The sequence below is a fragment of the Pseudomonas sp. B20(2017) genome (assembly GCF_002113125.1).
GTDB lineage: Bacteria > Pseudomonadota > Gammaproteobacteria > Pseudomonadales > Pseudomonadaceae > Aquipseudomonas.
Window position 1 is genome coordinate 1 of record NZ_NEJP01000024.1, and the last position, 26,551, is coordinate 26,551.

24 protein-coding genes and 5 tRNA genes are annotated in these 26,551 nt (G+C 59.8%); 9 read left to right on the top strand and 20 right to left on the bottom strand.

The window, feature by feature from the left end; all coding sequences use genetic code 11:
• Positions 1-125 precede the first annotated feature (125 nt).
• The 10 genes from CAF63_RS26410 to gltX all read right to left on the bottom strand — a co-directional run bounded on the left by CAF63_RS26410 (position 126) and on the right by gltX (position 5,979).
• The gene (locus CAF63_RS26410; RefSeq protein WP_065261390.1) at positions 126-569 is read right to left on the bottom strand and encodes an Hsp20 family protein; all 444 of its coding nucleotides are present in this window, start codon (positions 567-569) and stop codon (positions 126-128) included.
• Between the two features lie 121 nt (positions 570-690).
• Complete coding sequence (locus CAF63_RS26415; RefSeq protein WP_085690400.1) at positions 691-1,650, bottom strand: tRNA-dihydrouridine synthase; 960 nt, start codon at positions 1,648-1,650, stop codon at positions 691-693.
• A gap of 35 nt (positions 1,651-1,685) precedes the next feature.
• Positions 1,686-2,147, bottom strand: coding sequence for a thioesterase family protein (locus tag CAF63_RS26420; protein WP_011333342.1), 462 nt, complete (start codon positions 2,145-2,147; stop codon positions 1,686-1,688).
• A gap of 47 nt (positions 2,148-2,194) precedes the next feature.
• Positions 2,195-3,028, bottom strand: coding sequence for an alpha/beta fold hydrolase (locus CAF63_RS26425; RefSeq protein WP_085690399.1), 834 nt, complete (start codon positions 3,026-3,028; stop codon positions 2,195-2,197).
• A 30-nt stretch (positions 3,029-3,058) separates the two neighbouring features.
• A complete protein-coding gene (locus CAF63_RS26430) occupies positions 3,059-3,598 on the bottom strand; it encodes a TetR/AcrR family transcriptional regulator (RefSeq protein WP_011333341.1) in 540 nt (179 codons plus the stop codon).
• Between the two features lie 183 nt (positions 3,599-3,781).
• Positions 3,782-3,857, bottom strand: a tRNA-Glu gene (locus tag CAF63_RS26435).
• A gap of 78 nt (positions 3,858-3,935) precedes the next feature.
• Positions 3,936-4,011 (bottom strand) — tRNA-Ala (locus CAF63_RS26440).
• A gap of 53 nt (positions 4,012-4,064) precedes the next feature.
• A tRNA-Glu gene (locus CAF63_RS26445) sits at positions 4,065-4,140 on the bottom strand.
• 79 nt (positions 4,141-4,219) lie between these two features.
• Positions 4,220-4,295 (bottom strand) — tRNA-Ala (locus tag CAF63_RS26450).
• A 202-nt stretch (positions 4,296-4,497) separates the two neighbouring features.
• The gene (gltX, locus tag CAF63_RS26455; RefSeq protein WP_085690398.1) at positions 4,498-5,979 is read right to left on the bottom strand and encodes a glutamate--tRNA ligase; all 1,482 of its coding nucleotides are present in this window, start codon (positions 5,977-5,979) and stop codon (positions 4,498-4,500) included.
• Positions 5,980-6,209: 230 nt separating this feature from the next.
• On the opposite strand from gltX, the gene CAF63_RS26460 reads away from it, so the two are divergent.
• Both CAF63_RS26460 and CAF63_RS26465 read left to right on the top strand, forming a co-directional pair.
• Positions 6,210-7,259 (top strand): HlyD family secretion protein, encoded by a 1,050-nt coding sequence (locus CAF63_RS26460; RefSeq protein ID WP_085690397.1) that lies wholly within the window; start codon positions 6,210-6,212, stop codon positions 7,257-7,259.
• A 49-nt stretch (positions 7,260-7,308) separates the two neighbouring features.
• A complete protein-coding gene (locus CAF63_RS26465; protein WP_178081329.1) occupies positions 7,309-8,799 on the top strand; it encodes an MDR family MFS transporter in 1,491 nt (496 codons plus the stop codon).
• 60 nt (positions 8,800-8,859) lie between these two features.
• Here CAF63_RS26465 and uvrB read toward each other — a convergent pair whose 3' ends face one another.
• Positions 8,860-10,875 (bottom strand): excinuclease ABC subunit UvrB, encoded by a 2,016-nt coding sequence (uvrB, locus tag CAF63_RS26470; RefSeq protein ID WP_085690395.1) that lies wholly within the window; start codon positions 10,873-10,875, stop codon positions 8,860-8,862.
• A gap of 336 nt (positions 10,876-11,211) precedes the next feature.
• Between uvrB and CAF63_RS26475 the strand changes: the two genes are divergently transcribed.
• From CAF63_RS26475 to CAF63_RS26485, 3 genes are all read left to right on the top strand, one after another.
• The gene (locus CAF63_RS26475; RefSeq protein ID WP_007956422.1) at positions 11,212-12,408 is read left to right on the top strand and encodes an amino acid aminotransferase; all 1,197 of its coding nucleotides are present in this window, start codon (positions 11,212-11,214) and stop codon (positions 12,406-12,408) included.
• Between the two features lie 112 nt (positions 12,409-12,520).
• Positions 12,521-12,721: a hypothetical protein gene (locus CAF63_RS26480; RefSeq protein ID WP_085690394.1), complete on the top strand. Its 201-nt coding sequence runs from the start codon at positions 12,521-12,523 to the stop codon at positions 12,719-12,721.
• Between the two features lie 68 nt (positions 12,722-12,789).
• Positions 12,790-12,865, top strand: a tRNA-Asn gene (locus tag CAF63_RS26485).
• A gap of 124 nt (positions 12,866-12,989) precedes the next feature.
• On the opposite strand, the gene CAF63_RS26490 is transcribed toward CAF63_RS26485, so the two are convergent.
• Positions 12,990-14,510 carry a nucleobase:cation symporter-2 family protein gene (locus tag CAF63_RS26490; RefSeq protein ID WP_085690393.1) on the bottom strand — a complete coding sequence of 507 codons (1,521 nt, stop codon included), beginning with the start codon at positions 14,508-14,510 and terminating at the stop codon, positions 12,990-12,992.
• A 255-nt stretch (positions 14,511-14,765) separates the two neighbouring features.
• Here CAF63_RS26490 and CAF63_RS26495 point away from each other — a divergent pair, with 255 nt between their 5' ends.
• Positions 14,766-15,050 carry a BrnT family toxin gene (locus CAF63_RS26495; RefSeq protein ID WP_085690392.1) on the top strand — a complete coding sequence of 95 codons (285 nt, stop codon included), beginning with the start codon at positions 14,766-14,768 and terminating at the stop codon, positions 15,048-15,050.
• A gap of 3 nt (positions 15,051-15,053) precedes the next feature.
• Positions 15,054-15,383, top strand: a complete 330-nt coding sequence (locus CAF63_RS26500) for a BrnA antitoxin family protein (RefSeq protein ID WP_085690391.1) — start codon at positions 15,054-15,056, stop codon at positions 15,381-15,383.
• Positions 15,384-15,386: 3 nt separating this feature from the next.
• On the opposite strand, the gene CAF63_RS26505 is transcribed toward CAF63_RS26500, so the two are convergent.
• Complete coding sequence (locus CAF63_RS26505) at positions 15,387-16,214, bottom strand: arylamine N-acetyltransferase (protein ID WP_085690390.1); 828 nt, start codon at positions 16,212-16,214, stop codon at positions 15,387-15,389.
• 101 nt (positions 16,215-16,315) lie between these two features.
• Positions 16,316-17,110: an exodeoxyribonuclease III gene (locus CAF63_RS26510; protein WP_085690389.1), complete on the bottom strand. Its 795-nt coding sequence runs from the start codon at positions 17,108-17,110 to the stop codon at positions 16,316-16,318.
• Between the two features lie 118 nt (positions 17,111-17,228).
• On the opposite strand from CAF63_RS26510, the gene CAF63_RS26515 reads away from it, so the two are divergent.
• Positions 17,229-17,816, top strand: a complete 588-nt coding sequence (locus CAF63_RS26515; protein ID WP_085690388.1) for a GNAT family N-acetyltransferase — start codon at positions 17,229-17,231, stop codon at positions 17,814-17,816.
• 4 nt (positions 17,817-17,820) lie between these two features.
• Here CAF63_RS26515 and CAF63_RS26520 read toward each other — a convergent pair whose 3' ends face one another.
• The gene (locus tag CAF63_RS26520) at positions 17,821-19,263 is read right to left on the bottom strand and encodes a mechanosensitive ion channel family protein (RefSeq protein ID WP_085690387.1); all 1,443 of its coding nucleotides are present in this window, start codon (positions 19,261-19,263) and stop codon (positions 17,821-17,823) included.
• A 138-nt stretch (positions 19,264-19,401) separates the two neighbouring features.
• Positions 19,402-20,268: a pirin family protein gene (locus tag CAF63_RS26525; protein ID WP_085690401.1), complete on the bottom strand. Its 867-nt coding sequence runs from the start codon at positions 20,266-20,268 to the stop codon at positions 19,402-19,404.
• Between the two features lie 222 nt (positions 20,269-20,490).
• Here CAF63_RS26525 and dkgB point away from each other — a divergent pair, with 222 nt between their 5' ends.
• Complete coding sequence (dkgB, locus tag CAF63_RS26530; protein ID WP_085690386.1) at positions 20,491-21,294, top strand: 2,5-didehydrogluconate reductase DkgB; 804 nt, start codon at positions 20,491-20,493, stop codon at positions 21,292-21,294.
• Between the two features lie 4 nt (positions 21,295-21,298).
• On the opposite strand, the gene CAF63_RS26535 is transcribed toward dkgB, so the two are convergent.
• The 4 genes from CAF63_RS26535 to CAF63_RS26550 form a co-directional block, all read right to left on the bottom strand.
• Positions 21,299-24,517 carry an ATP-binding protein gene (locus CAF63_RS26535; RefSeq protein WP_085690385.1) on the bottom strand — a complete coding sequence of 1,073 codons (3,219 nt, stop codon included), beginning with the start codon at positions 24,515-24,517 and terminating at the stop codon, positions 21,299-21,301.
• Between the two features lie 10 nt (positions 24,518-24,527).
• Positions 24,528-25,154 carry a response regulator transcription factor gene (locus CAF63_RS26540; protein ID WP_085690384.1) on the bottom strand — a complete coding sequence of 209 codons (627 nt, stop codon included), beginning with the start codon at positions 25,152-25,154 and terminating at the stop codon, positions 24,528-24,530.
• Positions 25,155-25,261: 107 nt separating this feature from the next.
• Positions 25,262-25,696: a chemotaxis protein CheY gene (locus CAF63_RS26545; RefSeq protein ID WP_085690383.1), complete on the bottom strand. Its 435-nt coding sequence runs from the start codon at positions 25,694-25,696 to the stop codon at positions 25,262-25,264.
• 109 nt (positions 25,697-25,805) lie between these two features.
• On the bottom strand, positions 25,806-26,522 hold the full coding sequence (locus CAF63_RS26550) for an MgtC/SapB family protein (RefSeq protein ID WP_085690382.1): 717 nt from the start codon (positions 26,520-26,522) through the stop codon (positions 25,806-25,808).
• Positions 26,523-26,551: the final 29 nt, after the last annotated feature.

A 26,551-nucleotide genomic window follows, 5' to 3' on the forward strand; every position in this document is an offset into this window, starting at 1 on the left:
CTCCTTGTATGTAGGCCATAACGAAAAATGCTCCGTATCTTTCGATACGGAGCATTTTCTTAAAGGGCCGGACAGATTGCTAGGTTTTCACACAGTCTGTTTCGGCGCCCTTCTTCCCGGTCGACTTATTGCAGGACCGGCTTCTCCGCCCCGTTGATCGGGATGCGCTTGGCTTTCGCCTCTTCCGGGATCACTCGCAGCAGATCAATGCTCAACAGACCGTTACGCAGGTCGGCAGCCTTGATCTCGATGTGATCGGCCAGGCGGAAGGACAGCTTGAATGCACGTTGGGCGATGCCCTGGTGCAGGAAAGTGACGCCTTCGTTCGCGTCACGCTTGCCGCCACTGATGGTCAGCACACCTTTCTCGACTTGCAGTTCCAGGTCTTCTTCCTGGAAACCGGCCGCCGCCACGACAATGCGGTATTGATCGTCACCGTGTTTTTCGACGTTGTAAGGAGGATAGCTGCTGCCTGGCTCGTTGCGCAGGGCGGTTTCGAACAGGTCATTGAAACGGTCGAAACCTACCGAGGAACGGAACAGTGGAGCGAGGGAAAATGCAGTACTCATGGTTCAAATCTCCTGAAAACAATCAGCAAGTTTTTTTGTCTCCGCGACCCGAATTCGGCATCGCGTAACCCTTAGATAGGGACCTGCATTTTGTTTTCAAGAGACGACTTGAAGATTTTTTTCAGGCCGCTTCGGCGACCGGCAAGCCCAGCAAACGCGAGACCTGATCCGGTTCGGTTTCGCGGCGAAGCACGGTAAACAGCTCGGTGGCTTCGGAGTAATTGCGGGTCAGCATCGCCAGCCATTGCTTCAGGCGGCCCGGCGATTGACGCGCGGTCATCTGTGCCTTGGCTTGCAGCCAGAAGTCCTTGATCAGCGGCAGCAGCTCGGCCCAGGTCATCTCGACGACTTCCTCGCCGGCACGGGCGGCGGCGATCTGACGGGCCAGATCCGGACGCGACACAAGGCCACGACCGAGCATGATGTCTTCGACGCCGCTGATTTCCCGGCAGCGACGCCAGTCTTCGACGCTCCAGATGTCACCGTTGGCGAACACCGGCACTTTGACCACGTCCTGCACACGCGGAATCCACTCCCAATGGGCCGGTGGCTTGTAGCCGTCCATCTTGGTCCGGGCGTGAACCACGATGTGCTCGGCACCGCCTTCGGCCAGCGCGGTGGCGCACACCAGCGAGCCGTCCGGACTGTCGAAACCCAGGCGCATCTTGGCGGTGACCGGAATGTGTGCGGGTACGGCGCGACGCACGTGCTCGACGATCTTGTTGAGCAGCTCCGGCTCCTTGAGCAGTACCGCACCGCCACGGGATTTGTTGACGGTCTTTGCCGGGCAGCCGAAGTTCAGGTCGATCACTTCAGAACCCAGCTCGCAGGCCAGCGCCGCGTTTTCCGCCAGGCACACCGGATCGGAACCCAGCAACTGCACACGCAATGGCACGCCGGAAGCCGTGCGCGCACCGTTGAGCAGTTCAGGGCCGAACTTGTGGAAATAGGCCGGGGTCAGCAACTGATCGTTGACCCGAATGAACTCGGTCACGCACCAGTCAATACCGCCGACACGGGTCAGGACATCGCGCAGGATGTCGTCGACCAACCCTTCCATCGGCGCCAGAGCAATTTGCATGGGAAACACACACTCAAGGAAAAACGTGCGGCAGTTTACTGGGTTTCGCGGGTTAAACCCATGTCCGCCGTCTGTATGGCCGGGCCGTAGCCTTCGATGAACTCGGCAGGCATGCGCTTGGGCCTGCCGGTGGACAGCTCGATACAGACGAAGGTGGTCTGGGCGCGCAGCAGCGTGGCGTTGTCGCTGGGGCGAATCAGCTGGAAGTGACGGGTCATTTTCAGGCGCTGATCCCAATCGACGATCCACGTCGCCAATTGCAGCTCGTCGCCTTCGTAGGCGGCGGCCAGGTAATCTATTTCGTGTCGCACAACGGCCATCGCCCGGTCCAGACGACGATACTCGACCAGATCCAGACCCAGGCGCTGCGAGTGGCGCCAGGCGCAGCGTTCGAGCCAGGTCACATAGACCGCGTTGTTCGCGTGGCCCAGCCCGTCGATGTCCTCGGCGCCCACTTGCAGATCAATGGTAAACGGCGTTGCCCGATCCCAGCCCATGCCCTACTCCCGGTCAGATAATTCAACCGGGGCAGTGTAACGGATGACTAGGCCGATTGCCGCGCCTGAAGGCTGCGCCCGGCCAGCAGTGATAGCACGCCATCAATCACCCGAGGGTCGGCCAGCACGCGCTGGTGACCGCCGGCTTCCAGGCGCAACAGGCGACTATCGAACCAGGATTCGTGGATCAGCTGGGATTCCTTGACCGAGACGAAGGTGTCGTCTTCGGCATGCACGATCAGGCCTGGCATATCCAGTTGATAGTGGGCGACATCGAGGGTGGCGGCGCGCATACCGACGTCCTGCTCGACCTGGCGAATGAACGCGGAACGCGCTCTGGGCGGCATGCCGACGTAGCGGGCAAATCCGCGCAACACACCCAGAATGCGAGCTGGTGCGGCAATGCTCACCAGGGTTTCGGTGCGCAATCCCAGTTGTACGGCGAGCATGGCGCTGGCTCCGCCCATGGAGTGGCCGATGACCGCTTGCAACGGTGGCAACTCGGCAGCGGCTTCGAGCATCGCTCGGGCGAACAGCACCACGTTAGCCTCACGCCCCGGCGAGCGACCATGAGCCGGGCCGTCAAGCGCGACAACGGTGTAGCCCGCTTCGACCAGCGCCGTGATCAGCGAGGCAAACTGAGTCGGCCGCCCTTCCCAACCGTGCATCAACAAAATGGTCGGGCCTTGCCCCCAGCGCAGCGCAGAGAGGCCGAAGCGCAAAGTGATCCGCTCGGATTTCGCCAGCAGCGGCAATTCCCAGTCCCGCGGTGCATTCGCGCGCGGCGTCATGAACGCCAGCCGCATTTTGCTCGCCACCAGTTTCGGTGCGAACCAGCCCAAGGTGCCATTAACGCCGCGAACCCACTTCAACGTGCTCATCGCTCTCTCCTCGGGCTTGTAGCCTTCAGGTCAACGCACCGCCGACTTGGCAGCGCGCAGCAATCGATCGGATAAATCCCCAGGGCCCAACGCCCTCGCGAGCGCCAGACCACCTACCATCAAGGCCACGTCGGCCAACGCTTTATCGGTGTCTTCCGGCGTTGCGGCCAACTGCGCAATCATCAATTCCAGGTGTTCGTTCAATGCGATCCGGAACGCTTCTGGCAGACGGCCCAGCTCACCAATGGAGGCTGGAATCGGGCAGGCCGAATCGCTGGAATCGCGATGCTTGCGCGACAGGTAGAACGCGGCCACCAGGGCGCGGCGCTCTTCACCGGTCAGCTCGCTGTCCATGTCGGCAATCAGGTCGCGACGGCGACCGAGCAATTGCTTGAACGCCTCAAGCATCATTGCGTCCTTGCTTTCGAAGTGGGCGTAGAAGCCACCGACGGTCAGGCCGGCCGCCCCCATCACTTCGCCCACGCTCGGTTCAGCCGGGCCGCGCTGGATCAGTGCAGCACTGGCGGCCTTGAGAATGCGTTCGCGGGTTTGAGCTTTCTTGTCGTTCATCGTCGCCTCCGAATATTACGATAGCAATATTATTCTCATAATAATATTCCGCAAGTCACAGATGTGACCGCTGGTCTGAAGCACAGTGTTAAGGAAAAAGAGGATTTGGCCAAACGCCAGACAAACAAAAGGGCCATTCAATAATTGAATGACCCTTATAAAATCCCGCAGAGCGGGTAATCGTGGCGTCCCCTAGGGGACTCGAACCCCTGTTACCGCCGTGAAAGGGCGGTGTCCTAGGCCACTAGACGAAGGGGACACAAACCTTCTATACAACTGATCAGTGCTGAGATCTGATCGATTCAAGGCCGGTGTGGCCAGACCTTGAACTGTAAATTGGTGGAGCTAAGCGGGATCGAACCGCTGACCTCCTGCATGCCATGCAGGCGCTCTCCCAGCTGAGCTATAGCCCCGGATTTTTCGCCTCTCGGCGGAGCGACATTTTGCAACATCGCTTCTGTAAAACTGGCGTCCCCTAGGGGACTCGAACCCCTGTTACCGCCGTGAAAGGGCGGTGTCCTAGGCCACTAGACGAAGGGGACGCAAACCCTTCTATACAACTGATCAACGCTGAGTGTTGATCGCTTCGAAGCCGGTGTGGCCAGGCTTCGAAGTGTAAATTGGTGGAGCTAGACGGGATCGAACCGTCGACCTCTTGCATGCCATGCAAGCGCTCTCCCAGCTGAGCTATAGCCCCTCATCGTTGATGTCATCGCTGAGGACGGGGCGAATCTTAAGGGCGTATCGAAAGGCTGTCAAACTTATTTTTGAAAAAATTCAAAATTTTTTGTCGGCATTACAATCACTTACCGCCCTCCCCCCGGAAATTCGGGGGAAAACGCCGAAGGAAGGGATCAAATGATCCTGGCCTTCGGCGCGTCCTGCAGAGTCAAACGCAATCAGGCGATGGCGCCCAACAGCTTTTCCCACTCTTTGTTTTCTTTCTTCGACACGCCGCCCAGCAGGTCAATTGCCTGGCGCAGACGGAAACGGGTCAGGTCCGGCCCGAGGATTTCCATCGCATCGAGTACCGACACCGAACTCGCCTGCCCGGTGATCGCGGCAAACATCAGCGGCATCGCGTCACGCAGCTTGAGCTCAAGCGATTCGACAACCGCCTGAATCGTCGCGGTGATGCTGTCCTTCTCCCACTGACGCAGGCTTTCCAGCTTCCACAGGATCAATTGCATCAACTGACGAACCTGATCGCCCGAAAGTTTTTTCGACTCGAACAGCTTGGCATCCGGACTCACGCCACCGGCGAAGAAGAACCCGGCCAGCGGTGCAACCTGGCTGAAGGTCTCTACGCGGCCCTGAACGTGCGGCGCGATCTTCATCATGTATTCGGAATTGAACGCCCACTTTTGCACGCGAGCGGCGAACTCTTCCACCGGCAGATCACGCAGCCACTGGCCGTTGAGCCACGACAGTTTCTCGATGTCGAAAATCGGCCCGCCCAGCGACACGCGCTTGAGGTCGAAGTTGTCGACCATTTCCTGCAGCGAGAACTTCTCCCGCTCGTCCGGCATCGACCAGCCCATGCGGCCCAGGTAGTTGAGCATCGCTTCCGGCATGAAGCCCATGCGCTTGTAGAACGTCACCGACGTCGGGTTCTTGCGCTTGGACAGTTTGCTCTTGTCCGGGTTACGCAGCAGCGGCATGTAGCACAGCTCCGGTTGTTCCCAGCCGAAATACTCGTAGAGCAGGATCAGTTTCGGCGCCGACGGCAGCCATTCTTCACCACGCAGAACGTGAGTGATGCCCATCAGGTGGTCGTCGACCACGTTGGCCAGGAAGTACGTCGGCAGGCCGTCGGTCTTCATCAGCACTTGCATGTCCATGCGATCCCACGGGATCTCGACGTCGCCACGCAGCATGTCCGGCACCACGCAGACGCCTTCGCTCGGCACCTTCATGCGGATCACGTGCGGCTCACCAGCAGCCAGGCGACGGGCGACCTCCTCCTTGGACAACAGCAGCGCCCGGCCGTCGTAGCGCGGGGTTTCGCCGCGAGCCATTTGCTCGGCGCGCATCTGGTCCAGCTCTTCAGCGGTGCAGAAGCACGGGAAGGCGTGGCCCATGTCGACCAGTTGCTGGCAGTACTTCTGGTAGATATCGCCGCGCTCGCTTTGACGGTAAGGACCGTGCGGGCCGCCAACGTCAGGGCCTTCGCTCCAGTCGATACCCAGCCAGCGCAGGGCGTCGAAAATCTGTTGTTCGGACTCGCGGGTCGAACGCAACTGATCGGTGTCTTCGATCCGCAGGATGAACTCACCGCCGTGCTGCTTGGCAAAGCAGTAGTTGAACAGTGCGATGTAAGCGGTACCTACGTGGGGATCCCCGGTAGGCGATGGCGCGATGCGAGTGCGGACGGTGGTCATGGCATGTCTCGAAAAGAATGAAAAGCAAAGAACGATCAAGCGGCGAATGGTAACAGGCGACACCCGCCCCGCTCCAGCGGGCAGGGCATTTAAGCCAAGGTTGCGTCTGGAACGCCCGTTGGCCGTGGTGAATGGCCGAATATCAACAGACGGCATTTACCGCTCATCGGCTGTATGCCAGATTCGCCTGCTGATAACTTTCCTTACAATTCCTCGACTACAGTTTGCCCATGCCTGCCCAACTCAAGCATCGCCTGTTCATATTCCTGTTGCTGGTCCTGTTGATTGCCGGGGGCTTTTTCGCCCATTGGTTTTTCAAGGGACGCTTTTATGAAAGCACCGACAACGCCTATGTCCAGGGTGAAATCACCCGCGTGTCGAGCCAGTTGAGCGCACGCATCGACGAAGTGCTGGTACAGGACAACCAGCATGTGGAAAAAGGCCAGTTGCTGATTCGTCTCGAAGGCGATGACTTTCGCCTCGCCGTGGATCGCGCCAACGCCGCCCTCGCCACCCGCGAGGCCGAGCGCCTGCAAGCCCAGAGCAAACTGACCCAGCAAGCCAGCCTGATCGCCGCCAGCGACGCACAAGTGGCCACCACCCAGGCGACACTCGGCCGCTCGCAGGTGGATTTGTCGCGGGCAGAAACCCTGCGCAAACCCGGCTACGTTTCCGAGGAGCGGGTCACCACCCTTGCTGCCGAAGCCCATATCGCCCGCTCGCAAGTGGCCAAGGCGCAAGCCGATGCCCAGAGCCAGCGCCAGCAGGTCAATGCACTGACCGCCGAAATCAAACGCCTCGACGCGCAGATCGCCAACGCCCGCGCCGACCTCGCCCAGGCCGAGCTGAACCTGACCCGCAGCGAAATCCACGCACCGATCAGCGGCCTGATCGGCCAGCGTGCCGCGCGCAATGGTCAAGTGGTACAGGCCGGCGCCTATCTTTTGTCGATCGTTCCGGAAGAAGACATCTGGGTCCAGGCCAACTTCAAGGAAACCCAGATCGGCCACATGCAGCCGGGCCAGAAGGCCGAGCTGCTCTTCGACGCCTATGGCGACACGCCGATCGAAGCACGGGTAGACAGCCTGTTCGCAGCCTCCGGTGCGCAGTTCAGCCTGTTGCCGCCGGACAACGCCACCGGCAACTTCACCAAGGTCGTGCAGCGGATTCCGGTGAAACTGACGTTCAAGGCCGATAACCCGCTGCACGGCAAGATCCGTCCGGGCATGTCCGTCACCGCCACCGTGAACATCAAAGACGCCCCTGACAATGGCCGGTGATTCACTGATCCGCCCGGTCGGCGAACCGACCCGGCGGGACTGGATCGCGGTGATGAGCGTGATGCTCGGCGCCTTCATGGCGGTGCTCGACATCCAGATCACCAACTCCTCGCTCAAGGATATTCAGGGCGCCCTGTCGGCGACGCTGGAAGAAGGCTCGTGGATTTCAACGTCCTATCTGGTGGCGGAAATCATCATGATTCCGCTGACCGCCTGGCTGGTGCAGCTGCTGTCGGCACGGCGGCTGGCGGTGTGGGTGTCGTTGGGGTTTCTGATTTCCTCGCTGCTGTGCTCGATGGCATGGAGCCTGGAGAGCATGATCGTGTTTCGCGCCATGCAGGGTTTCACTGGCGGCGCGCTGATCCCGCTGGCGTTCACCCTGACCCTGATCAAACTCCCCGAACACCACCGCGCCAAAGGCATGGCGATGTTTGCCATGACCGCCACTTTCGCCCCGTCCATCGGACCGACCCTCGGTGGCTGGCTCACGGAAAACTGGGGCTGGGAGTACATCTTCTATATCAATATTCCGCCGGGGCTGATCATGATCGCCGGGCTGATGTACGGGCTGGAGAAGAAAGAAGCGCACTGGGAACTGCTGAAGAGCACCGATTACACCGGCATTCTCACGCTGGGCATCGGCCTCGGTTGCTTGCAGGTTTTTCTTGAGGAAGGCCATCGCAAGGACTGGCTGGAATCGAGCCTGATCGTGACGCTGGGCAGCATCGCTTTGCTGAGCCTGATCACTTTCGTCATTGTGCAGATCTCAAAGCCCAATCCGCTGATCAACCTGGGGATCCTGCGCAATCGAAACTTCGGGCTGTCGAGCATTTCCAGCCTGGGCATGGGCGTCGGGCTGTACGGTTCGATCTATCTGCTACCGCTGTATCTGGCGCAGATCCAGAATTACAACGCCCTGCAGATCGGCGAAGTGATCATGTGGATGGGCGTGCCGCAGCTGTTTCTGATTCCGCTGGTGCCGAAACTGATGAAATTCGTCTCGCCGAAATGGCTGTGCACGATCGGTTTCGGCTTGTTCGGGCTGGCGAGTTTTTCATCCGGCGTACTCAACCCGGATTTCGCCGGGCCGCAGTTCAATCAGATCCAGATTATCCGCGCCTTGGGTCAGCCGCTGATCATGGTGACCATTTCGCTGATCGCCACGGCTTATATCCTGCCGCAGGACGCGGGCTCGGCGTCGAGTCTCTTCAACATCTTGCGCAACCTCGGCGGCGCCATCGGCATCGCCCTGCTCGCCACCCTGCTGGACGCGCGCACCAAGATCTACTTCGATTACCTGCGTGAAGCCGTGGTGCCGACCAATCCGCAGGTGGCCGAACGTCTGGCGTCGATGACTGATCGGTTCGGCAGTGACACGGCGGCGCTGGGCAAATTGAGTGAGATCGTTCATCAGCAGGCGCTGATCATGGCCTACAACGATGCGTTTCATTTTGTCGGGATTGCGTTGGGGATCAGCATGTTGGCGATTTTGCTGACCAAGAAATTGCCCGCCGGACTGAAGGCCGGCGAGGCACATTAACCTTGAGCGGACGCAGAGCGTCCAGGGCTGCATTCCCACGCAGAGCGTGGGAACGATCCATTAAACGGCCAACAGCCGCTCACGCAGCTTGGCGATTTCGTCGCGCATCTGCGCAGCCGCTTCGAATTCCAGGTCGCGGGCCAACTGGTACATTTTCTCTTCCAGTTGGCGAATGCGCTTGGTGATCTCGCTCGGCGAGCGCAGTTCGGCTTCGTACTTGGCGTTTTCTTCAGCGGCCTTGGCCATGCCCTTGCGCTTCTTGCTGCGCGAACCGGGCACAGTGGCGCCTTCCATGATGTCGGCAACGTCCTTGAACACGCCCTTCGGCGTGATGCCGTTGGCGAGGTTGAAGGCGATCTGCTTGTCGCGACGGCGCTCGGTCTCGCCAATCGCCCGCTCCATCGAACCGGTGATGCGATCCGCGTAGAGAATCGCCCGACCATTGAGGTTACGCGCCGCGCGGCCGATGGTCTGGATCAGCGAGCGCTCGGAACGCAGGAAACCCTCCTTGTCCGCGTCGAGAATCGCCACCAGTGACACTTCCGGCATGTCCAGGCCTTCACGCAGCAGGTTGATCCCCACCAGCACATCGAACGTGCCGAGACGCAGGTCGCGGATGATTTCGACCCGTTCGACGGTGTCGATGTCCGAGTGCAAATAACGCACACGAATGCCGTGGTCGGCCAGGTAATCGGTCAGGTCTTCGGCCATGCGCTTGGTCAGCGTGGTGACCAGCACCCGCTCCTCCAACGCCACCCGCTTGGTGATTTCCGACAAAAGATCGTCTACCTGAGTCAGCGCCGGGCGTACTTCAACCTGCGGATCGACCAGACCGGTCGGTCGCACCACTTGCTCGATCACCCGACCGGCGTGCTCGGCTTCGTAGTTGCCGGGCGTGGCCGAAACGAAGATCGTCTGCGGGCTCACCCCTTCCCACTCGTCGAAACGCATCGGCCGGTTATCCAGCGCCGATGGCAGGCGGAAACCGTATTCCACGAGGGTTTCCTTGCGCGAACGGTCGCCCTTATACATCGCGCCGACCTGCGGCACGCTGACGTGGGATTCGTCGATCACCAGCAACGCGTCGGCCGGCAGGTAATCGTAGAGGGTCGGCGGCGGCGCGCCAGCCGGACGGCCCGACAGGTAGCGCGAGTAGTTCTCGATGCCGTTGCAGTAGCCGAGTTCGAGGATCATCTCCAGGTCGAACCGGGTACGCTGCTCCAGCCGCTGGGCTTCGACCAGTTTGTTGTTGTTGCGCAAGTATTCCAGGCGCTCCTGCAACTCGACCTTGATGCCCTCGATGGCGTCGAGCAGGGTTTCCCGGGGCGTCACGTAGTGGCTCTTCGGGTAGAACGTGAAGCGCGGCAGCTTGCGGATGACCTCACCGGTCAGCGGGTCGAACGCGGAAATGCTCTCCACTTCGTCATCGAACAGCTCGATGCGGATCGCTTCGAGATCAGACTCCGCCGGGAAGATGTCGATCACATCGCCGCGCACCCGGAAGGTCGCCCGGGCGAAATCCATGTCGTTGCGGGTGTATTGCAGGTCGGCCAGACGCCGCACCAGTGCACGCTGGTCGAGCTTGTCGCCGCGATCAACGTGCAAAACCATTTTCAAATAGGTTTCCGGGCTGCCCAGACCGTAGATGCACGACACCGTGGTGACGATGATCGCGTCCTTGCGCTCGAGCAATGCCTTGGTCGCCGACAGACGCATCTGCTCGATGTGGTCGTTGATCGACGCATCCTTCTCGATGAAGGTGTCGGACGACGGCACATAGGCTTCGGGCTGGTAGTAGTCGTAGTAGGAAACGAAGTACTCGACGGCGTTGTTCGGGAAGAACGACTTGAACTCGCCGTACAACTGCGCGGCCAGAGTCTTGTTCGGCGCCAGCACCAAGGTCGGACGCTGCACCTGGGCGATCACGTTGGCGATGCTGAAGGTCTTGCCCGACCCGGTCACTCCGAGAAGCGTCTGGTGCGCCAGCCCGGCTTCGATGCCCTCAACCATCTGGCGAATGGCTTCGGGTTGATCGCCGGCGGGGTCGAAACGGGTGACGAGCTGGAATTCAGACATAAACACCTCTGGAATCGCGACGCGTCGGTCAACCGAAGCACCACGAGAAAGACCGCAAACGACCGATGTCGCGCAAGGAAAAACGAAGATTGTGCTGAATGTGGAGCCGATTGCCTCGCCTTTCAAGGCAAACGTCCTACATCCGGTAAAGTCTCCGACAGATCCATTCGACTAACGGTCGAGAAATAATCGGAAAAACTTACCTTAAAAGCTGATTCGCCTGTCGCCATTGGTCGATGATGGCCTCTATACTAGCTCCCCGTTTGTGCACCGCTCTAGTGCATTCGGCTGGAGCGCGACACGTCCCTCCACTCTCCATTCAGAGCCGCCGTAAAAATGAGCCTGTTCTCCGCTGTCGAAATGGCACCCCGCGATCCAATCCTGGGCCTCAACGAAGCATTCAACGCCGATACCCGGACCAATAAGGTCAACCTCGGGGTGGGTGTGTACTGCAACGAAGAGGGGCGAATTCCACTCCTGCGCGCCGTCATCGAAGCCGAAACCATTCGCGCCGCTCAGCACGCCTCGCGCGGCTACCTGCCGATCGACGGCATCGCGGCCTACGACCAGGCCGTGCAAAAGCTGCTGTTCGGCAATGATTCGCCATTGCTGGCGGCTGGCCGCGTTGTCACCACTCAGGCCGTCGGCGGAACCGGCGCACTGAAAATCGGTGCCGACTTCCTCAAGCAACTGCTGCCGAATGCTGTTGTGGCAATCAGCGACCCGAGCTGGGAAAACCACCGCGCGCTGTTCGAAACCGCCGGTTTCCCGGTGCAGAACTACCGTTACTACGACGCCGCCACCCACGACGTGAACCGTGCCGGCCTGCTCGAAGACCTCAACGCCCTGCCGAACGGCTCGATCATTGTGCTGCACGCTTGCTGCCACAACCCGACCGGCGTCGACCTGAGCCCGGCGGACTGGAACAACGTGCTGGAAGCGGTCAAGGCCAAAGGTCACGTGCCTTTCCTCGACATGGCTTACCAGGGTTTCGGTGACGGCATCGCCGAAGACGCCGCTGCCGTGCGTCTGTTCGCCGAATCCGGCCTGACCTTCTTCGTGTCGAGCTCGTTCTCCAAGTCGTTCTCGCTGTACGGCGAGCGTGTCGGTGCGCTGTCGATCGTCAGCGAATCGAAAGAAGAAAGCGCCCGCGTACTGTCGCAAGTCAAACGCGTGATCCGCACCAACTACTCCAACCCGCCGACCCACGGCGCAAGCGTCGTCGCCGCGGTGCTGAACAGCCCGGAACTGCGCGCCCAGTGGGAAGCCGAACTGGCTGAAATGCGCCTGCGCATTCGCGGCATGCGCGAGCAAATGGTTGCTCTGCTGGCGAAGAAAGCCCCGCAGCGTGACTTCAGCTTCGTCGGTCGTCAGCGCGGCATGTTCTCCTACTCCGGCCTGACCACCGAACAGGTTCACCGCCTGCGCAACGAGTTCGGCATCTACGCCCTGGACACCGGCCGCATCTGCGTCGCCGCGCTGAACCAGAGCAACATCGAAGCCGTGACGGACGCCATCGTACAGGTCATCTGATCCGGCGCTGCACTGAAAACGGGAAGCCTGCGGGCTTCCCGTTTTTTATTTGTCTGAAGAAAACCCGCTACACCCTCTAGACTGCACACAGACGATATTTCAGAGAACCGACATGAAAAACGATGACCTGCGCGCCGACCGCGATGAGCTGGACTACTATCCACCCCGCACCTCGGGCAAACGCGAAAAGAGCCTGGTATTGCAAGTGGCGGCCGGGGTGTTTCTCGGCGGACTGGCCCTGTGGCTAGTGCAACTGGCGGCCACGGCGCTGTACGCCCGACTGCTGATGGGCACTTTTACATTTGGCGGCTGAAACCGTTCGGCAAAAATATTCCGTGAAAGCTTGACTAGTCTTTTTAAATCAGTAAGATACGCACCAATTCCGCAATAGCTCAGTTGGTAGAGCAAGTGACTGTTAATCACTGGGTCCCTGGTTCGAGTCCAGGTTGTGGAGCCAAATACAGAGCCCCTGAATCGAAAGATTGAGGGGCTTTTTTGTGGGCGCTGAAAAAAGCGGCGCCATAGAAAAAGGGCCGATCAGTTTCGCAACTGATCGGCCCTTTTCTGTTCAGATACAGAGGTCAGACGTGTTCGCTGCTCTTGGCATGTGCCTTCGGCGCGCCATGACCGTGATCCGAATCCGGATCAATCACCGGCACTTCGTTGCCGTCGCAGTCATGCAGCTTGCCGTCGCTGAAGTAGTCGCCTTCACGCAACGCTGCCAGATCGCGATAGCGCAGGGTCCGCTCTTCTGCCGCCGCAAACACCGACTGCTGATCCGAGTTGCCCGCCGTGAAGTGGTTGAACGCCAGGTTCAGCAGGATCGCCATGATCGCCGACGAACTGATGCCCGAATGGAAAATGGTCGCGAACCAGCTCGGGAAGTGATCGTAGAAGTTCGGTGCGGCAATCGGGATCATGCCGAAGCCGATCGAGGTAGCGACGATGATCAGGTTGACGTTGTTGCGGTAATCGACCTTGGACAGCGTACGGATGCCGCTCGCCGCCACGGTGCCGAACAGCACGATACCGGCGCCGCCAAGCACCGAGGTCGGTACGGCTGCGATGACCCGGCCCATGAACGGCAGCAGGCCGAGGATCACCAGGAAGATACCGCCGGTTGCCACCACATAGCGGCTCTTGATCCCGGTCACCGCCACCAGCCCGACGTTCTGAGCGAAGGCGCTTTGGGTGAACGAGCCGAAGATCGGCGCAAACATGCTCGACAGCATGTCCGCCCGCAGGCCGTTGCCCAGGCGTTTGGAGTCGACCTTGGTGCCGATGATTTCACCGACCGCCAGGATGTCCGCCGAGGTTTCCACCAAGGTCACCATGACCACGATGCACATCGACAGGATCGCCGCGAAGTGGAAGGTCGGCATGCCGAAATGGAACGGTGTCGGGAAGCCGAACATCGGGCCCTGGGTGACGTTGGAGAAGTCCGCCATGCCGAGGAACACCGCCAGCACCGTGCCGATCACCATGGCCAACAGGATCGACAGACGCGAGATGGTGGAACTGCCAACCTTGCTCAGCAGCAACACCAGCACCAGCGTGACCGCCGCCAGACCGATGTTCTGCATGCTGCCGAAGTCAGGCGCGTGACTGTTGCCGCCCATGGCCCAGCGTGCGGCCACCGGCATCAGCGTCAGGCCGATGGTGGTAATCACGATGCCCGTGACCAGCGGCGGGAAGAACTTGGTGATTCGCGAGAACACCGGGGTGATCAGCAAGCCGATCAGCGACGCGGCAATCACCGCGCCGAGCACCGACTGGAAGCCGCCCTCCCCGCCACTGCTGACAATCGCCACCATGGTGGCAACGCCGGAGAACGACACGCCCTGCACCAGCGGCAACTGACAGCCGAAAAACGGTAAACCCAGGGTTTGCAGCAACGTGGCCAGCCCCCCCGCAAACAATGAAGCAGCAATCAACAGACCGATGTCCGCCGGTGAAAGCCCGGCGGCCTGACCGATGATCAGTGGCACCGCGACGATACCGCCATACATGGTCAGAACGTGTTGCAGGCCGTAAGCCATATTCGCGCCGACCCCGAGATTCTCGTCCTCGGGCCGTTGGTGTGAAACATGGGGCGTTTTCATGGTGGGGGAGTTCCCTGGTTTTTGTTATGCGCACACTGTATGCAAGAGTCAGGACAAATGTCCATAGACTTGTATACAACTTGTCAGTCACATAATGGTTAGCTAGCCACCCAACCTTCTATCTCGCTGCTTTAGCCCCCCACAAATCCGGCAACACATCGTTGACTGCTCCCCCGTTTTATCCACCTAGGCTGAAGTGTTCATGGCGACCGACGGCGCGGCCGCTCTCTTTTTTATACATATAAAGTATGCATAATGAAGCCATTCAAGATTCAGTTCGACAAAAGCAAGAATGCTGCCAACAAACTCAAACACAGAGGGATCAGCCTCGCCGAGGCCGAACCGGTCTTCTACGACGACCGAGCACTGACCATTGAAGACAACGACCATGACGAGCAACGCTGGATCACACTGGGCAACGACGGCAAAGGGCGTTTATTGGTTGTTGCATACAGTTACCGCGAACCGAATTTCGTTCGAATCATTTCCGCACGTATCGCTACACCGAGCGAACGTCGCGAATTTTTTCTGGAGGCTTGACCCATGAAAGACGAGTACGACTTTTCTCAGGGAAAACGCGGCGCATTGGCGCCCAACAAGGGTAAAACGCGCATCACCATCATGCTTGATGATGCGGTCATCGAAGCGGCACGTACGGTCGCCGAAGAGGAAGGGTTTGGCTATCAGACGGTAATCAACAACACCCTGCGCCACGCATTGCTTAACAGCCGTGGCGAAACCGATGAACTCGAACATTCCAGCGGGCAATTCAAGCAAGGCATCACCGCCACCGACCTCAAGAGCCTTGAGAAAAAACTGTCGGCGGCCGTCAACGAGATCCGGCGGGTGCTGGAGCCGGAGGCAAAACCTTAGGTTTCAGACTGGCTGAATCAAGCGCGCCAGCGCCAGACGTGCACCGGGTTGGTGCGGCAAGCGCAGACCGAATTCCCGTTCCAGCAATTCGATCAGTTCATCGACGTCCGTCACTTCACGCCGCTCGCTCTCGGCGCCCATGCGGTGGATCGCGAAACTGCCGTTGTTCAATGTGCGCCGCCAGCCGTCACCGGTACGCGCGACCATCAGGCGCTGGGCAAATGGCGAGTCTGGGTGGGTCGAGACGTACCAGTTGCCGAGGGTGTAATCGATGTCCTCCTGGCGTTGCAGGTCAAACAGGTACATCGGCCGCCATTCGCCAGCAACCCTGGCTCGCAGCATGTAGCCATCGGCCTGCACTTCGATACGATAAGGTTCGTGCGGGGTGGATTGCTCGGCGTCGGTATCGAGCACCAGCGGCGCGGTCGGCACCATGCCGCCGAAGCCGACGTCGGTGATGTAGCGCACCCCGTCAATGGTCACCAGGCTCAGGCGGTGGGTGCGTGCCGTCCAGCTGCCTTCGGGCTGATTCATCACCACTCGCCCGCTGATGCCCCGCGCATCGAACCCCAACTCCAGCAGCAAGGCCAGAAACAGGTTGTTCAGCTCGTAGCAGTAACCGCCACGGGCGTCGTTAAAGACCTTGCGTTCGATCGAGGGCAGATCGATCAGGACGGGCTCGCCACTGAGCGTCGACAGGTTTTCGAAGGGAAAGGCGCCGGTATGACGCAGTTGCAACAGCCGCAGGGTTTCAAGGGTCGGTGCCGGGGGCGCATCGAATCCCAGACGTTGCAGGTACGTTTTCAGGTTCGTCAGGCGTGGCTCGCTCATTGCTGGGTCCTTTTGCATGGGGGCGCGGATCGTTCCGCCGATGGTCGCCATGTATACGGGATCCGGGCATCGAATCGACAATTGAATTAACCAATCACCTGCTAGCGTCTTTTACGCGAATCGATGCGAATCCACGTCGGCGCGTGGTCGCTGGCATGCGGTTCGTTGCGCACCCAGGCATCCACACCGGCCTCGCACAAATAAGGGCTCAGCTTTGGATTGAGCAGCAGATGGTCGATCCGCAGCCCGGAATTCTTCTGCCAGTGCTGACGGAAGTAATCCCAGAACGTGTACAGCCGATCTTCGGGATACAGATGCCGCAACGAATCGGTCCAGCCCTGATCCAGCAGGCGCTGGTAGCACTCGCGGCTTTCCGGCTGCAACAGCGCATCCTTGAGCCAGGATCGGGTGTTGTAGATATCCAGATCCGTGGGCACCACGTTGTAATCGCCCGCCAGCACCACCGGGTGATCGCTGCTTTGCAGATCCCGGGCGTATTTGATCAACCGCTCGAACCAGGCCAGTTTGTAGTCGAACTTCGGCCCCGGTTGCGGATTGCCATTGGGCAGGTACAGGCACCCCACCAACACCCCGTGAACCGCCGCTTCGAGGTATCGACTGTGTTTATCGTCGGGATCGCCGGGCAGACCGCGCCGGCTCTCCAGCGGTTGCGTATCGCGGGCCAGAATCGCCACGCCGTTCCATGACGCCTGACCGTGCCAGATGGCGCCGTAACCGGCGGCCGCAAGCTCAGCAGCAGGAAATGCGCTGTCCACCAGTTTCAGCTCCTGCAAGCAGACGATGTCCGGCTGCTCGCGCCTCAACCATTCCAGCAGGTTCGGCAGTCGGGCTCGCAGGCCGTTGACGTTGAACGTGGCAATGCGCATTTTTTTCATCGTCCGGACTCCTGCCATTGACCGATAAAAACTGTGACATCCGCCCACCGCGACGGTTGCGTCGGATCGTTCCCGTACGGCGTAATAAGCACTCGCCCGATCCGCCGAGAATCCCCACATGCAAACCACGCTGCAAGGCCAGGGAATTATCCTGCGCCCGCTTCAATACACCGATGCCGATGCCCTGCTCCGTGCCGCCGCCGACGGTGAACTGTGGAACCTCACAGTCACCGTAGTGCCGTCGGCAACCACCGTCGACGCTTACCTGAAAAAAGCCCTCGACGGTCGTGAGGCCGGCACGGTCATGCCGTTTGTCATCGCGCTGAAGGAAACCGGTGAAGTGATCGGCTCGACCCGGTTCTGGAAGATCGACCCGCTCAATCGCAAGCTGGAGATCGGCAGCAGCTGGATTTCGGCGCGCTTTCAGAAGACCTTCGTCAACACCGAGGCCAAGTACCTGATGCTGCGCCACGCGTTCGAAGTGCTGAATTGCGTACGCGTGCAGTTCACGACTGACGAGAACAACCAGAAATCGCGCGCTGCGATTCTGCGTCTCGGCGCACAGCAGGAAGGCATCGTGCGCCATGAGCGAATCATGCCGGACGGCCGCAAGCGCAACTCGGTGCGCTTCAGCATCATCGATGATGAATGGCCACAGGTGCGCCTGAACCTGGAACGCAAACTGGCGGACTACGGTTTGCGCTAAGGAGTCAGACGCGGTTGCGCAGCCAGTGCAGGAAACCTTTCTTCGGCGCTGCCACCGGTGTTTCCTCCGTCAGGGATTGCGCCTTGTGCAAACGGAAATCGAGCAGCGCCTGCATGGCGTCGTTGATGTCGTGTCGGGCATCCAGGCAAGGCTTCAGATAAGACTTCTCGATGCGATACAGCGCGCAGAAGGTTTTCGCGGAAAAGTCGGCCGGCAACGAGGTATCGGAAAGAATCCCCGCCTCGCCGATCACTTCGCCAGGCCCCATACGCCCTGACTCGAACGGTGTACCGTGTCGATTCAACGTCACCGACACCACACCGGATTCAATGATGAACAAATGATCGCTGACCGCCCCGCCCGCTAGAATGATCTCGCCGGCACGGAACGTTTGCAGCGTCATGTTCTGGCTGAAGGTTTCTTTCTCTTCCTGACGCAGCGTGGAGAATATCGGCGAGCTGTCGAGCAGCGCCCGGGGGCGCGACAGATTGGTTGCCGGGATGGGTTCAACACTCGACAACAGGTTGATTCCCGATGCCTGCAAATGCCGGTACGCCAGATCGAACAGTTGATTGCGCGCCGCGCGTTTTTCATTCATCGCCGCAACGAATCCGCTGATCTCGTACTCCATCCCGCTGCTGCCGGCACTTTTCAAGGACACGCTCGGCGCCGGATTATCCAGCAGCAAACGACAGCCCTGCATGGCCCGTTCCAACGCTTCGATGACGGTGGTCGGCCGCGCATGCGGGCTCACTTGCAGCGAAACGGCCAGGCCGAACATATTGCTCGGCCGGCTGAAGTTGATGATCTTGGCCTTGGCCGCCAGCGAGTTGGGAATCACCGCCATGCTGCCCTGACTGGTTTGCAGGCGCGTGGCGCGCCAGTCGATGTCGGTGACCCGGCCTTCGGTGCCGTCGATGGAGATCCAGTCATCCAGTTGATAAGGCTTGGTGGTGTTGAGCACGATCCCGGAAAACACGTCGCTCAAGGTGCTTTGCAACGCCAGACCGACGATGATCGCCAGCGCACCGGACGTTGCCAGCACCCCTTTGACCGGCAGATCCAGCACGTAGGCCAGCGCCGCAATGATCGCAATCAGGAAGATCACCGCGCCCAGCAGATCCTGCAACAGCCGCCCGGTGTGCCCGACCCGCTGCATCATCACCGCGCCGATCAATACCGTCAGGGTGCGCGCCCCGAACAGCCACCAGCCGATCTGCAACCCGGTCGCCGCCAGATGCAACGGCACGTTGTCGGCCCAAGGCGCGGCCTCCATCGGGTTGAGGCCTTCGTTGAACAACAGGATGCTGAACAGGGCAAAAATCAGCACCCGCACCAACAGTTTCCACGCGCTGCCGTGGGAACTGATGAGACGCCACAGGCCCAGATCGATCAGGATCAGGATCAAAGCGCAAAACAACGGATGATCGGTGAGCAGGGACAGCATCAAACAACTCCGACAGGGGCCAGTCGCGAGAAGATCGCACAGATTGGGCTCAGTGTAGGAGTAATTGATCTGGCGGGATGAGTGCCACGGCGCACGCTCAAAAAAAACGGCAGGCGCACGTGGCGCCTGCCGGTTTTTTCAGCCGTGCATCTGGCCGAAACGGCCGGACTGGAAGTCGGCGAAGGCCTGGTGGATTTCCTGCTCGGTATTCATCACGAACGGGCCGTGACCGACGATCGGCTCGTCGATCGGCTCGCCGCTGAGCAGCAGCACCACCGCGTCCTGGCTGGCTTCAAGAGTGATGCGGTTGCCATCACGCTCGAACAGCGCCAGTTGCCCTGTGCTTGCCGACTCCGAACCGTTGATCTTCACCGAGCCTTTCAGCACCACCAACGCCGTGTTGCGGCCTTCGTGCAGATCCAGCGTGAGCAACTTGTCGGAGTTCAGTCGCAGATCCCACACATCGATAGGTGTGAACGTGCGGGACGGGCCCTTCTGTTCGTCGAACTCACCGGCGATCAGGCGCAGGCTGCCGGCGTTATCCTTGAGTGCGATGTTCGGGATATCACTGTCCAGAATGGTCTGGTAACCCGGCGCGGCCATTTTGTCCTTGGCTGGCAGGTTGACCCACAGTTGCACCATTTCCAGATTGCCGCCGGTTCGGGCGAAGTTTTCCGAATGGAACTCTTCATGCAGGATTCCGGAAGCCGCCGTCATCCACTGTACATCGCCCGGGCCGATGGTGCCGCCACTGCCGGTGGAGTCGCGGTGCTGCACTTCGCCTTCGTACACAATTGTCACGGTTTCGAAGCCACGGTGCGGATGCTGGCCAACACCGCGGCGTTCAGTGGTCGGGGTGAACTGTGCGGGCCCGGCGTGATCCAGCAGCAGGAACGGGCTGATGTGCTTGCCCAGGTTGTCGTAGGAAAACAGGGTACGCACCGGAAACCCATCGCCGACCCAGTGGCCGCGAGGACTGGTGTAGATACCGATAAGGTTTTTCATGGTGGACTCCGTAATCAGGTTGAACATGAACTGATCATAAATTCACCACACAATTAGCACTAGTCAGCCAAAACCGTCTTCATCGTTCTACCTGTAGAACAGTGATCGATCGCATCGATTCGTGACTTTCAGTCAACAGTACTTTGCCCCGACAACGGTTTTTCCCAAGGAACCAGACGCGGATACTCCTGCCCATTCCCACTGCAACCCTGGAGTTTCTGCATGTCTGTTCCCGCTTTCGGTCTTGGTACGTTTCGCCTGCAAGGTCAGGTGGTCATCGATTCGGTGAGCACTGCCCTTGAGCTCGGTTACCGGGTCATCGACACCGCACAGATCTACGAAAACGAAGCCGACGTCGGTCAGGCCATCGCCGCCAGCGGCATCGCCCGCGACGAGCTGTTCATCACCAGCAAGATCTGGATCGCCAACTTCGCCAAGGATCGTTTGATCGAAAGCCTCAAGGAGAGCCTGCAAAAGTTGCAGACTGACTACCTCGACCTGACGCTGATCCACTGGCCGTCGCCGGAAGATCAGGTGCCGGTCGAAGAGTTCATGGGCGCGCTTCTGGAAGCCAAACGCCTGGGCCTGACCCGGCAGATCGGTGTTTCCAACTTCACCATCGATCTGATGAAACAGGCAATTGCTGCGGTCGGTGCGGAAAACATCGCCACCAACCAGATTGAACTGCACCCGTACCTGCAAAACCGCAAGGTCGTCGAGTTCGCGCAAAGTCAGGGCATCCAGATTACGTCGTACATGACCCTGGCCTATGGCGAAGTGCTGAAGGACCCGCTGATCGTGCAGATCGCCGAGCGCCTGCAAGCCACACCGGCGCAAGTCGCCCTGGCGTGGGCGATGCAGTCGGGTTACGCGGTGATTCCGTCGTCGACCAAGCGTGCCAACCTGCAAGGCAACCTCGGCGCCACGGCGCTGACCTTGAACGACGCTGACATGGCGCTGATCGCCACACTGGATCGCGGCCATCGCCTGACCAGCCCCAAAGGCATCGCGCCGCAGTGGGACTGACCGATCAGGCCTGAAGCTGCTGCGCGAGGTCTTGCATGGCCACGCGCAGCAGCTCGATAGCGGTCGTCAATGCCGCTTCGGGCTCATCGTCACGACAGGCTTGCTCGAGTACTCGACACGCCGAGACCACGCGCTCGGCACCGATCATGTGCGCCCCACCCGTGACGTGATGGGCCAGATCACGCAGATCGACACGATCACCCTTGCGGCCTGACTCGTCCAGCCGCTTCAGATCGATGCGCAGATTGCTCAGTACCTCCCCACGTAATTGCTCGATCAACGGGTTGTCCGCGCCGACCAGTTGCATCAGCACACTCAGGTCGAAATCGGCCACTCCCTTATCATTCACGCTCTCGACCTGGATGACCCCGGGTTCTGCAGCCATCAAGGCCTGGCTCAGATCGCGCAACAGAACCGGTTTGAACAGACAATCGTCCATCCCGGCCGCTCGGCATCGCTGCTTTTCTTCCATCTGCGCATTGGCGGTGAATCCGAGGATCAGACAGGGCGTCCTGCCCGTCGCAACTTCTTCCTGACGCACCGCCCGTGCCAGTTCATACCCGTTGAGCACCGGCATGTTGCAGTCGGTGATCAGCACCTCGAACGATTGCTTGCGCCAGAGCGTCAGCCCCTGCTTCGCGTCCCCGGTGTCGACAGCACGATGCCCGAGCTCACTCAACTGTCGGCACAACAGCAGGCGATTCACGGAATGGTCATCCACCACCAGGACGCTCAGCGACTTTACCGTCGCCGTCGCGGGAGCGGTTGCAACGGCCTGCACAAGTGGCTCCAGCACCGGCACTTCCAGTTGCAACATGACCTGCGTACCCTTTCCCGGTTCGCTGCTCATCCACAACTCTCCGCCCATCATCCGGCACAGGTTGCGGCTGATCACCAGCCCCAGACCAGAACCGCCATGCGCCACAGACTGGTGATCGCCGACCTGCACAAACGGGCGGAACAATCGCTGCTGATCCTCGGCGCTGATGCCCCGGCCACTGTCCTCGATAGTCACGCCCACCTCAATCTTCCCGTCCAGCTCGCTGATCATGCGCAAGCGCACACTCACCTGCCCGTCATCGGTGAACTTGATCGCGTTACTCAGCAGGTTCGACAGCACTTGTTTGAAACGCAGGGGATCGAGCATGACTTCAATGTCGGTGCGCTCATCCAGCTCCAGATACCACAACAAATGCTTCTGCCGGGCAAGGCCTTCGAAAATCCGACACACCGACGCGACCACTTCATGCAGATTGGCGCGCTCTGGAGCGAGCGACAAATGCCCGGACTCAATGCGGGCGATGTCGAGAATATCGCCGATCAATGCCAGCAGTTGCTGCCCGGCGCTGGATGCCACCGCAATCGCCTGACGATCGGTAACACCTTCATCGGCACGTTTCAGGGCCAGTTCGAGCATGCCGATCAGGGCATTCATCGGTGTACGGATTTCATGGCTCATGGTCGCCAGAAACGTACTCTTGGCACGATTGGCTTCATCGGCCGCTTCCTTGGCTTCCTGCAACTGCTGCAGCCATTGCTGACGCTGGCGGATCTGCCGACGCTGAAAGCCGATCCAGCCCAATGCCGACAGCAACAGCCCTGCCGCCACTGCAAACCCGCGCAGTATTTGCGTTTGATGACGCTGCCAATAGCTGTCTTGCCGAACCACATCACGACTCCAGCCCGCGACCAGACCGTCGATTTCCTGGGGTGAGATGCCCAGCAGTGCCTTGTTCAGAATCGATTGCAACTGCGGAGCATCGAGCCTTGTGGCCATGGCAATCCGGGCCGGTTGATCGCCCAGCGTGGAAACAATACGCAAGCGGTCGCGGTACTGGTGATCGATCTGGTAGCGCGCCACCAGCAACGAACTCACTGTCGCATCGGCCTGTCCGTCGAGCAGCACCCGCATGCCATCTGCCGGACTCGGCAACTCGATCAGACGGATCCGGGGCACATGCTCCAACAGAGAGTCGCGCAACAGATTGCCGCGATAGAGCGCCAGGCGCTTGCCCGCCATCTCGTCCAGGTTGCGAGGCGCCTGTGTCTTTGAATCGGTAATCAAGACAAAGGGGCTGTTGGCGTAAGAGCGGGTGAACAGCATTTCAAGTTCACGCTCGCGGCTCGGTGTCAGCACCGGCAACAGATCCATCTCCCCGGCCCTGAGTTGCTCGAGCAGGCGATCCTGAGACTGCCCGCGCACCACCTCGAAAGTGAGGCCGCTACGCTGACTGATCAGGTTGAGCAGTTGCGCCGCCAGGCCACTGAACCGGCCATCGGCGTCAAAAAATGACAGCGGCGCAAAGTCATCGATAGCGCCGACCCGCACCACCGGATGCAGATCCAGCCATTGTTGCTCACTGTCGCTCAGACTTACCCGCGACTGCGCCGCCATGTCGGCGCGACCGGCGCTCCAGCGCAGCTCCATCGCCAGGCGCTGTTCCATGGGAATCGCCAGCAGAGCCCTGTCAACCAGACGTTTCAGACGCGTGTTGTTGCGGGTCAGGGCAAAGCCGAACGGGTTTGCGTCAAGGCCCGCAGGCCCGGCCAGTTGCAGGTCGTTATGAAAGATGGTGTTGAGCAAATAGCTGGAACTGATGAAGTCGCCAATGAAAACCGCATCCGGACCGTACGCCACGGCGCCGAGGGCATCGAAAATCGATCGATAGAGCTGCAAGGAAGCTTGCGGGTAAGCCTCTTCGATGGTCGAGGCTGGCAGGTAGTCGTCCACCATGGCAATGCGCTTGCCTGCGAGATCACCCGGTAACGCCTCATTGAGCCGGGTCACCCACATCGGCTGATCCTCGGCGTAAGCGCGCGACAGCATCAAGTCCGGGTCGGCGAGCTCGAAGTTGTTCGATGTCCCCAGCAGGTCCACCTCACCAGCCTCGAGCGCCGCCATGGCGCTTGCGCGGTCGGGATAGCACCAGACTTCAACGCCGATGTTCAAAATCTGTGCAATTGCGTCGGCGTAATCGGCCGTAAGGCCTTCCAGTTCATGACGCTTGCGGGTCAGCTCAAAGGGCGGATAATCCGGCCAGGAGGCACCGATGCGCAATACCGGGTGCGCGCTCAGCCACTGTTTATCCTGCTCATCCAGGCGAACCTGCACCCCCTCGAGACGGGTGCGGGAGACGATTTCCAGCCTTTGTGGCTCGGTCGCGTGCGCTGCGCTTGCAAGCATCAGTATCGACAGAAGCACAAACCGCAGAGACCATATCATAGGCAGCCTGTCACAACAGGCCGTTGCGTTTGACAAACTCTCGCAATACCACCAGCGAGCTTACTCCGAGCTTCAGCAGCAAGCGGGTCTTGTAGGTGCTGATGGTCTTGTGACTAAGGTTCATCGCCAGAGCAATGTGCTTGTTGGACTCGCCTCTGGCCAGCTTCAGCATGATCTCCATTTCGCGGGTGGACAGAAGTGCAATCAGCTCTCGCTCATCGCGGTGTGCTTCGGATTGCCCGGCATTGACCGCAGGCATTTCGGGGAAGTAGGTATAACCCGAACGGACGGCCTTGATTGCATTTTGCAGATGTTGCATCGAGGCGGACTTGGCGACAAACGCCATCGCCCCTGCCCGTCGACAGCGCATCAGATAGTGATCAGGGTCGGCCGAGGTGAAAATCAACACCTTGCAGACCAGCCCGATGGCCCTGATGCGCGCCAATACCTCCAGGCCGCCGAAGCCATTGAGCTTCAGGTCGAGCACGACCAGTTCCGGCGCATGTTCTCGTAACATCGGCACAACGTCGACACCGCTGGTAGTCACATGAATCGGTTTGTAACCTGCCGACTCCAGAATCATACGAACGGCACCCACCACCACCGGATGATCATCGACGATCAATGCTGAACCCATGACCACTCCCGGGGCAAATACCTGACATGGCGCCACCGATCTTGCATGAACGGGACTATTGGTAGCTGCGCTACAACTGTTGCACGCTGTGCACGCTGAATCACCTGTCAGATCTGACAGTTGTGCGATTGACCGATCTGTGATCGAACACGCGATGCACGCTCAAGCGAAGCCTCGACCGAGGTCATCAACTGTTCGATTGCGCAGATTGAAGGCAATGCTTCCGGGCTGGTGATGAGCTTTGCCCCAAAAAGCCCGGAAACACTTGATGCATTCGCCGGCTCACCATAGACCAGCGCCTGCCGGATTTGCGGATGATCAAACAGAAAACCGCGCAGATCCGCGATCCCGGTCGCCAGTTCGGCATTGATCACCAGAACATCGAACGGCTGACAGCCGTAATCGACCAGCGTCAGCAACTCGGCAAGGCTTTGTACCGGTGCAATACGGTAGTAATCGAGACCATTGAACATCCGCTCGATCTTCATCCGGTGAAAATGCTGCAAATCGGCGATCAGGATTCGCAGGGTCTTGTCGTTCAATGTGGAAGTCCGGGTAGTCGCCTCAAGTGGCGGCAAGACTACCCAACCATCGGGATACACTCTGTAGGACTTTTCCGAAAAATACCGTCACTCATCCGGAATAAAAAAGTTACTCCGTGGTGCTCGGACTCCAGAACGCCTGCACTACCAGCGCCGAGGTCGATATGCGCGCCACCAGTGCATCCAGTTCATCACCGTCCACCGAGGTGGTCGCCAGCGTTGCCTCGATCTCGATTTCATCAGCACCGAAGGCATGTACATCGACATCGCTGGCCGGGTAGTTGCTGCGTTCGAGCTCGGCTTCAAGCAACGCGAACACGGCGGTCTGCTGCGAACGCCGGGCGATGACGTAGACGATGTTGGTGACTTCCGCCGAGACCACATCGAGCGGCTGACGGTTGATGTTGTTGACGATCGGCCGCAGCAAGGTATTGGCGGCGAGCACGAACAAGGTCCCCAGCACTGCTTCGGCCAGCAGGTCGGCACCGGCGCAGGCACCAACGGCCGCCGAGGTCCAGAGCGTGGCGGCGGTGTTGAGACCGCGCACGTTGCCCTCTTCGCGCATGATCACCCCGGCACCGAGAAAACCGATGCCGGAGACCACATACGCGACCACCCGCACCGCGCCTTCGGCACCGGCGAGACGGTTGGCCATGTCGACGAAAATCGCCGCGCCGACCGCCACCAGCACATTGGTGCGCAAACCCGCCGTGCGTTGCCGGTACTGGCGCTCGAAGCCGATCAGACCGCCGAGGATGAACGCCGCGCTGAGGCTGACCAGCGTGTCGAGCAATGAGGTGAGGTTGAGATTGTTGATCGCTTGCATGTCGAATTCCTTGAAACCGCCCCCCTTGC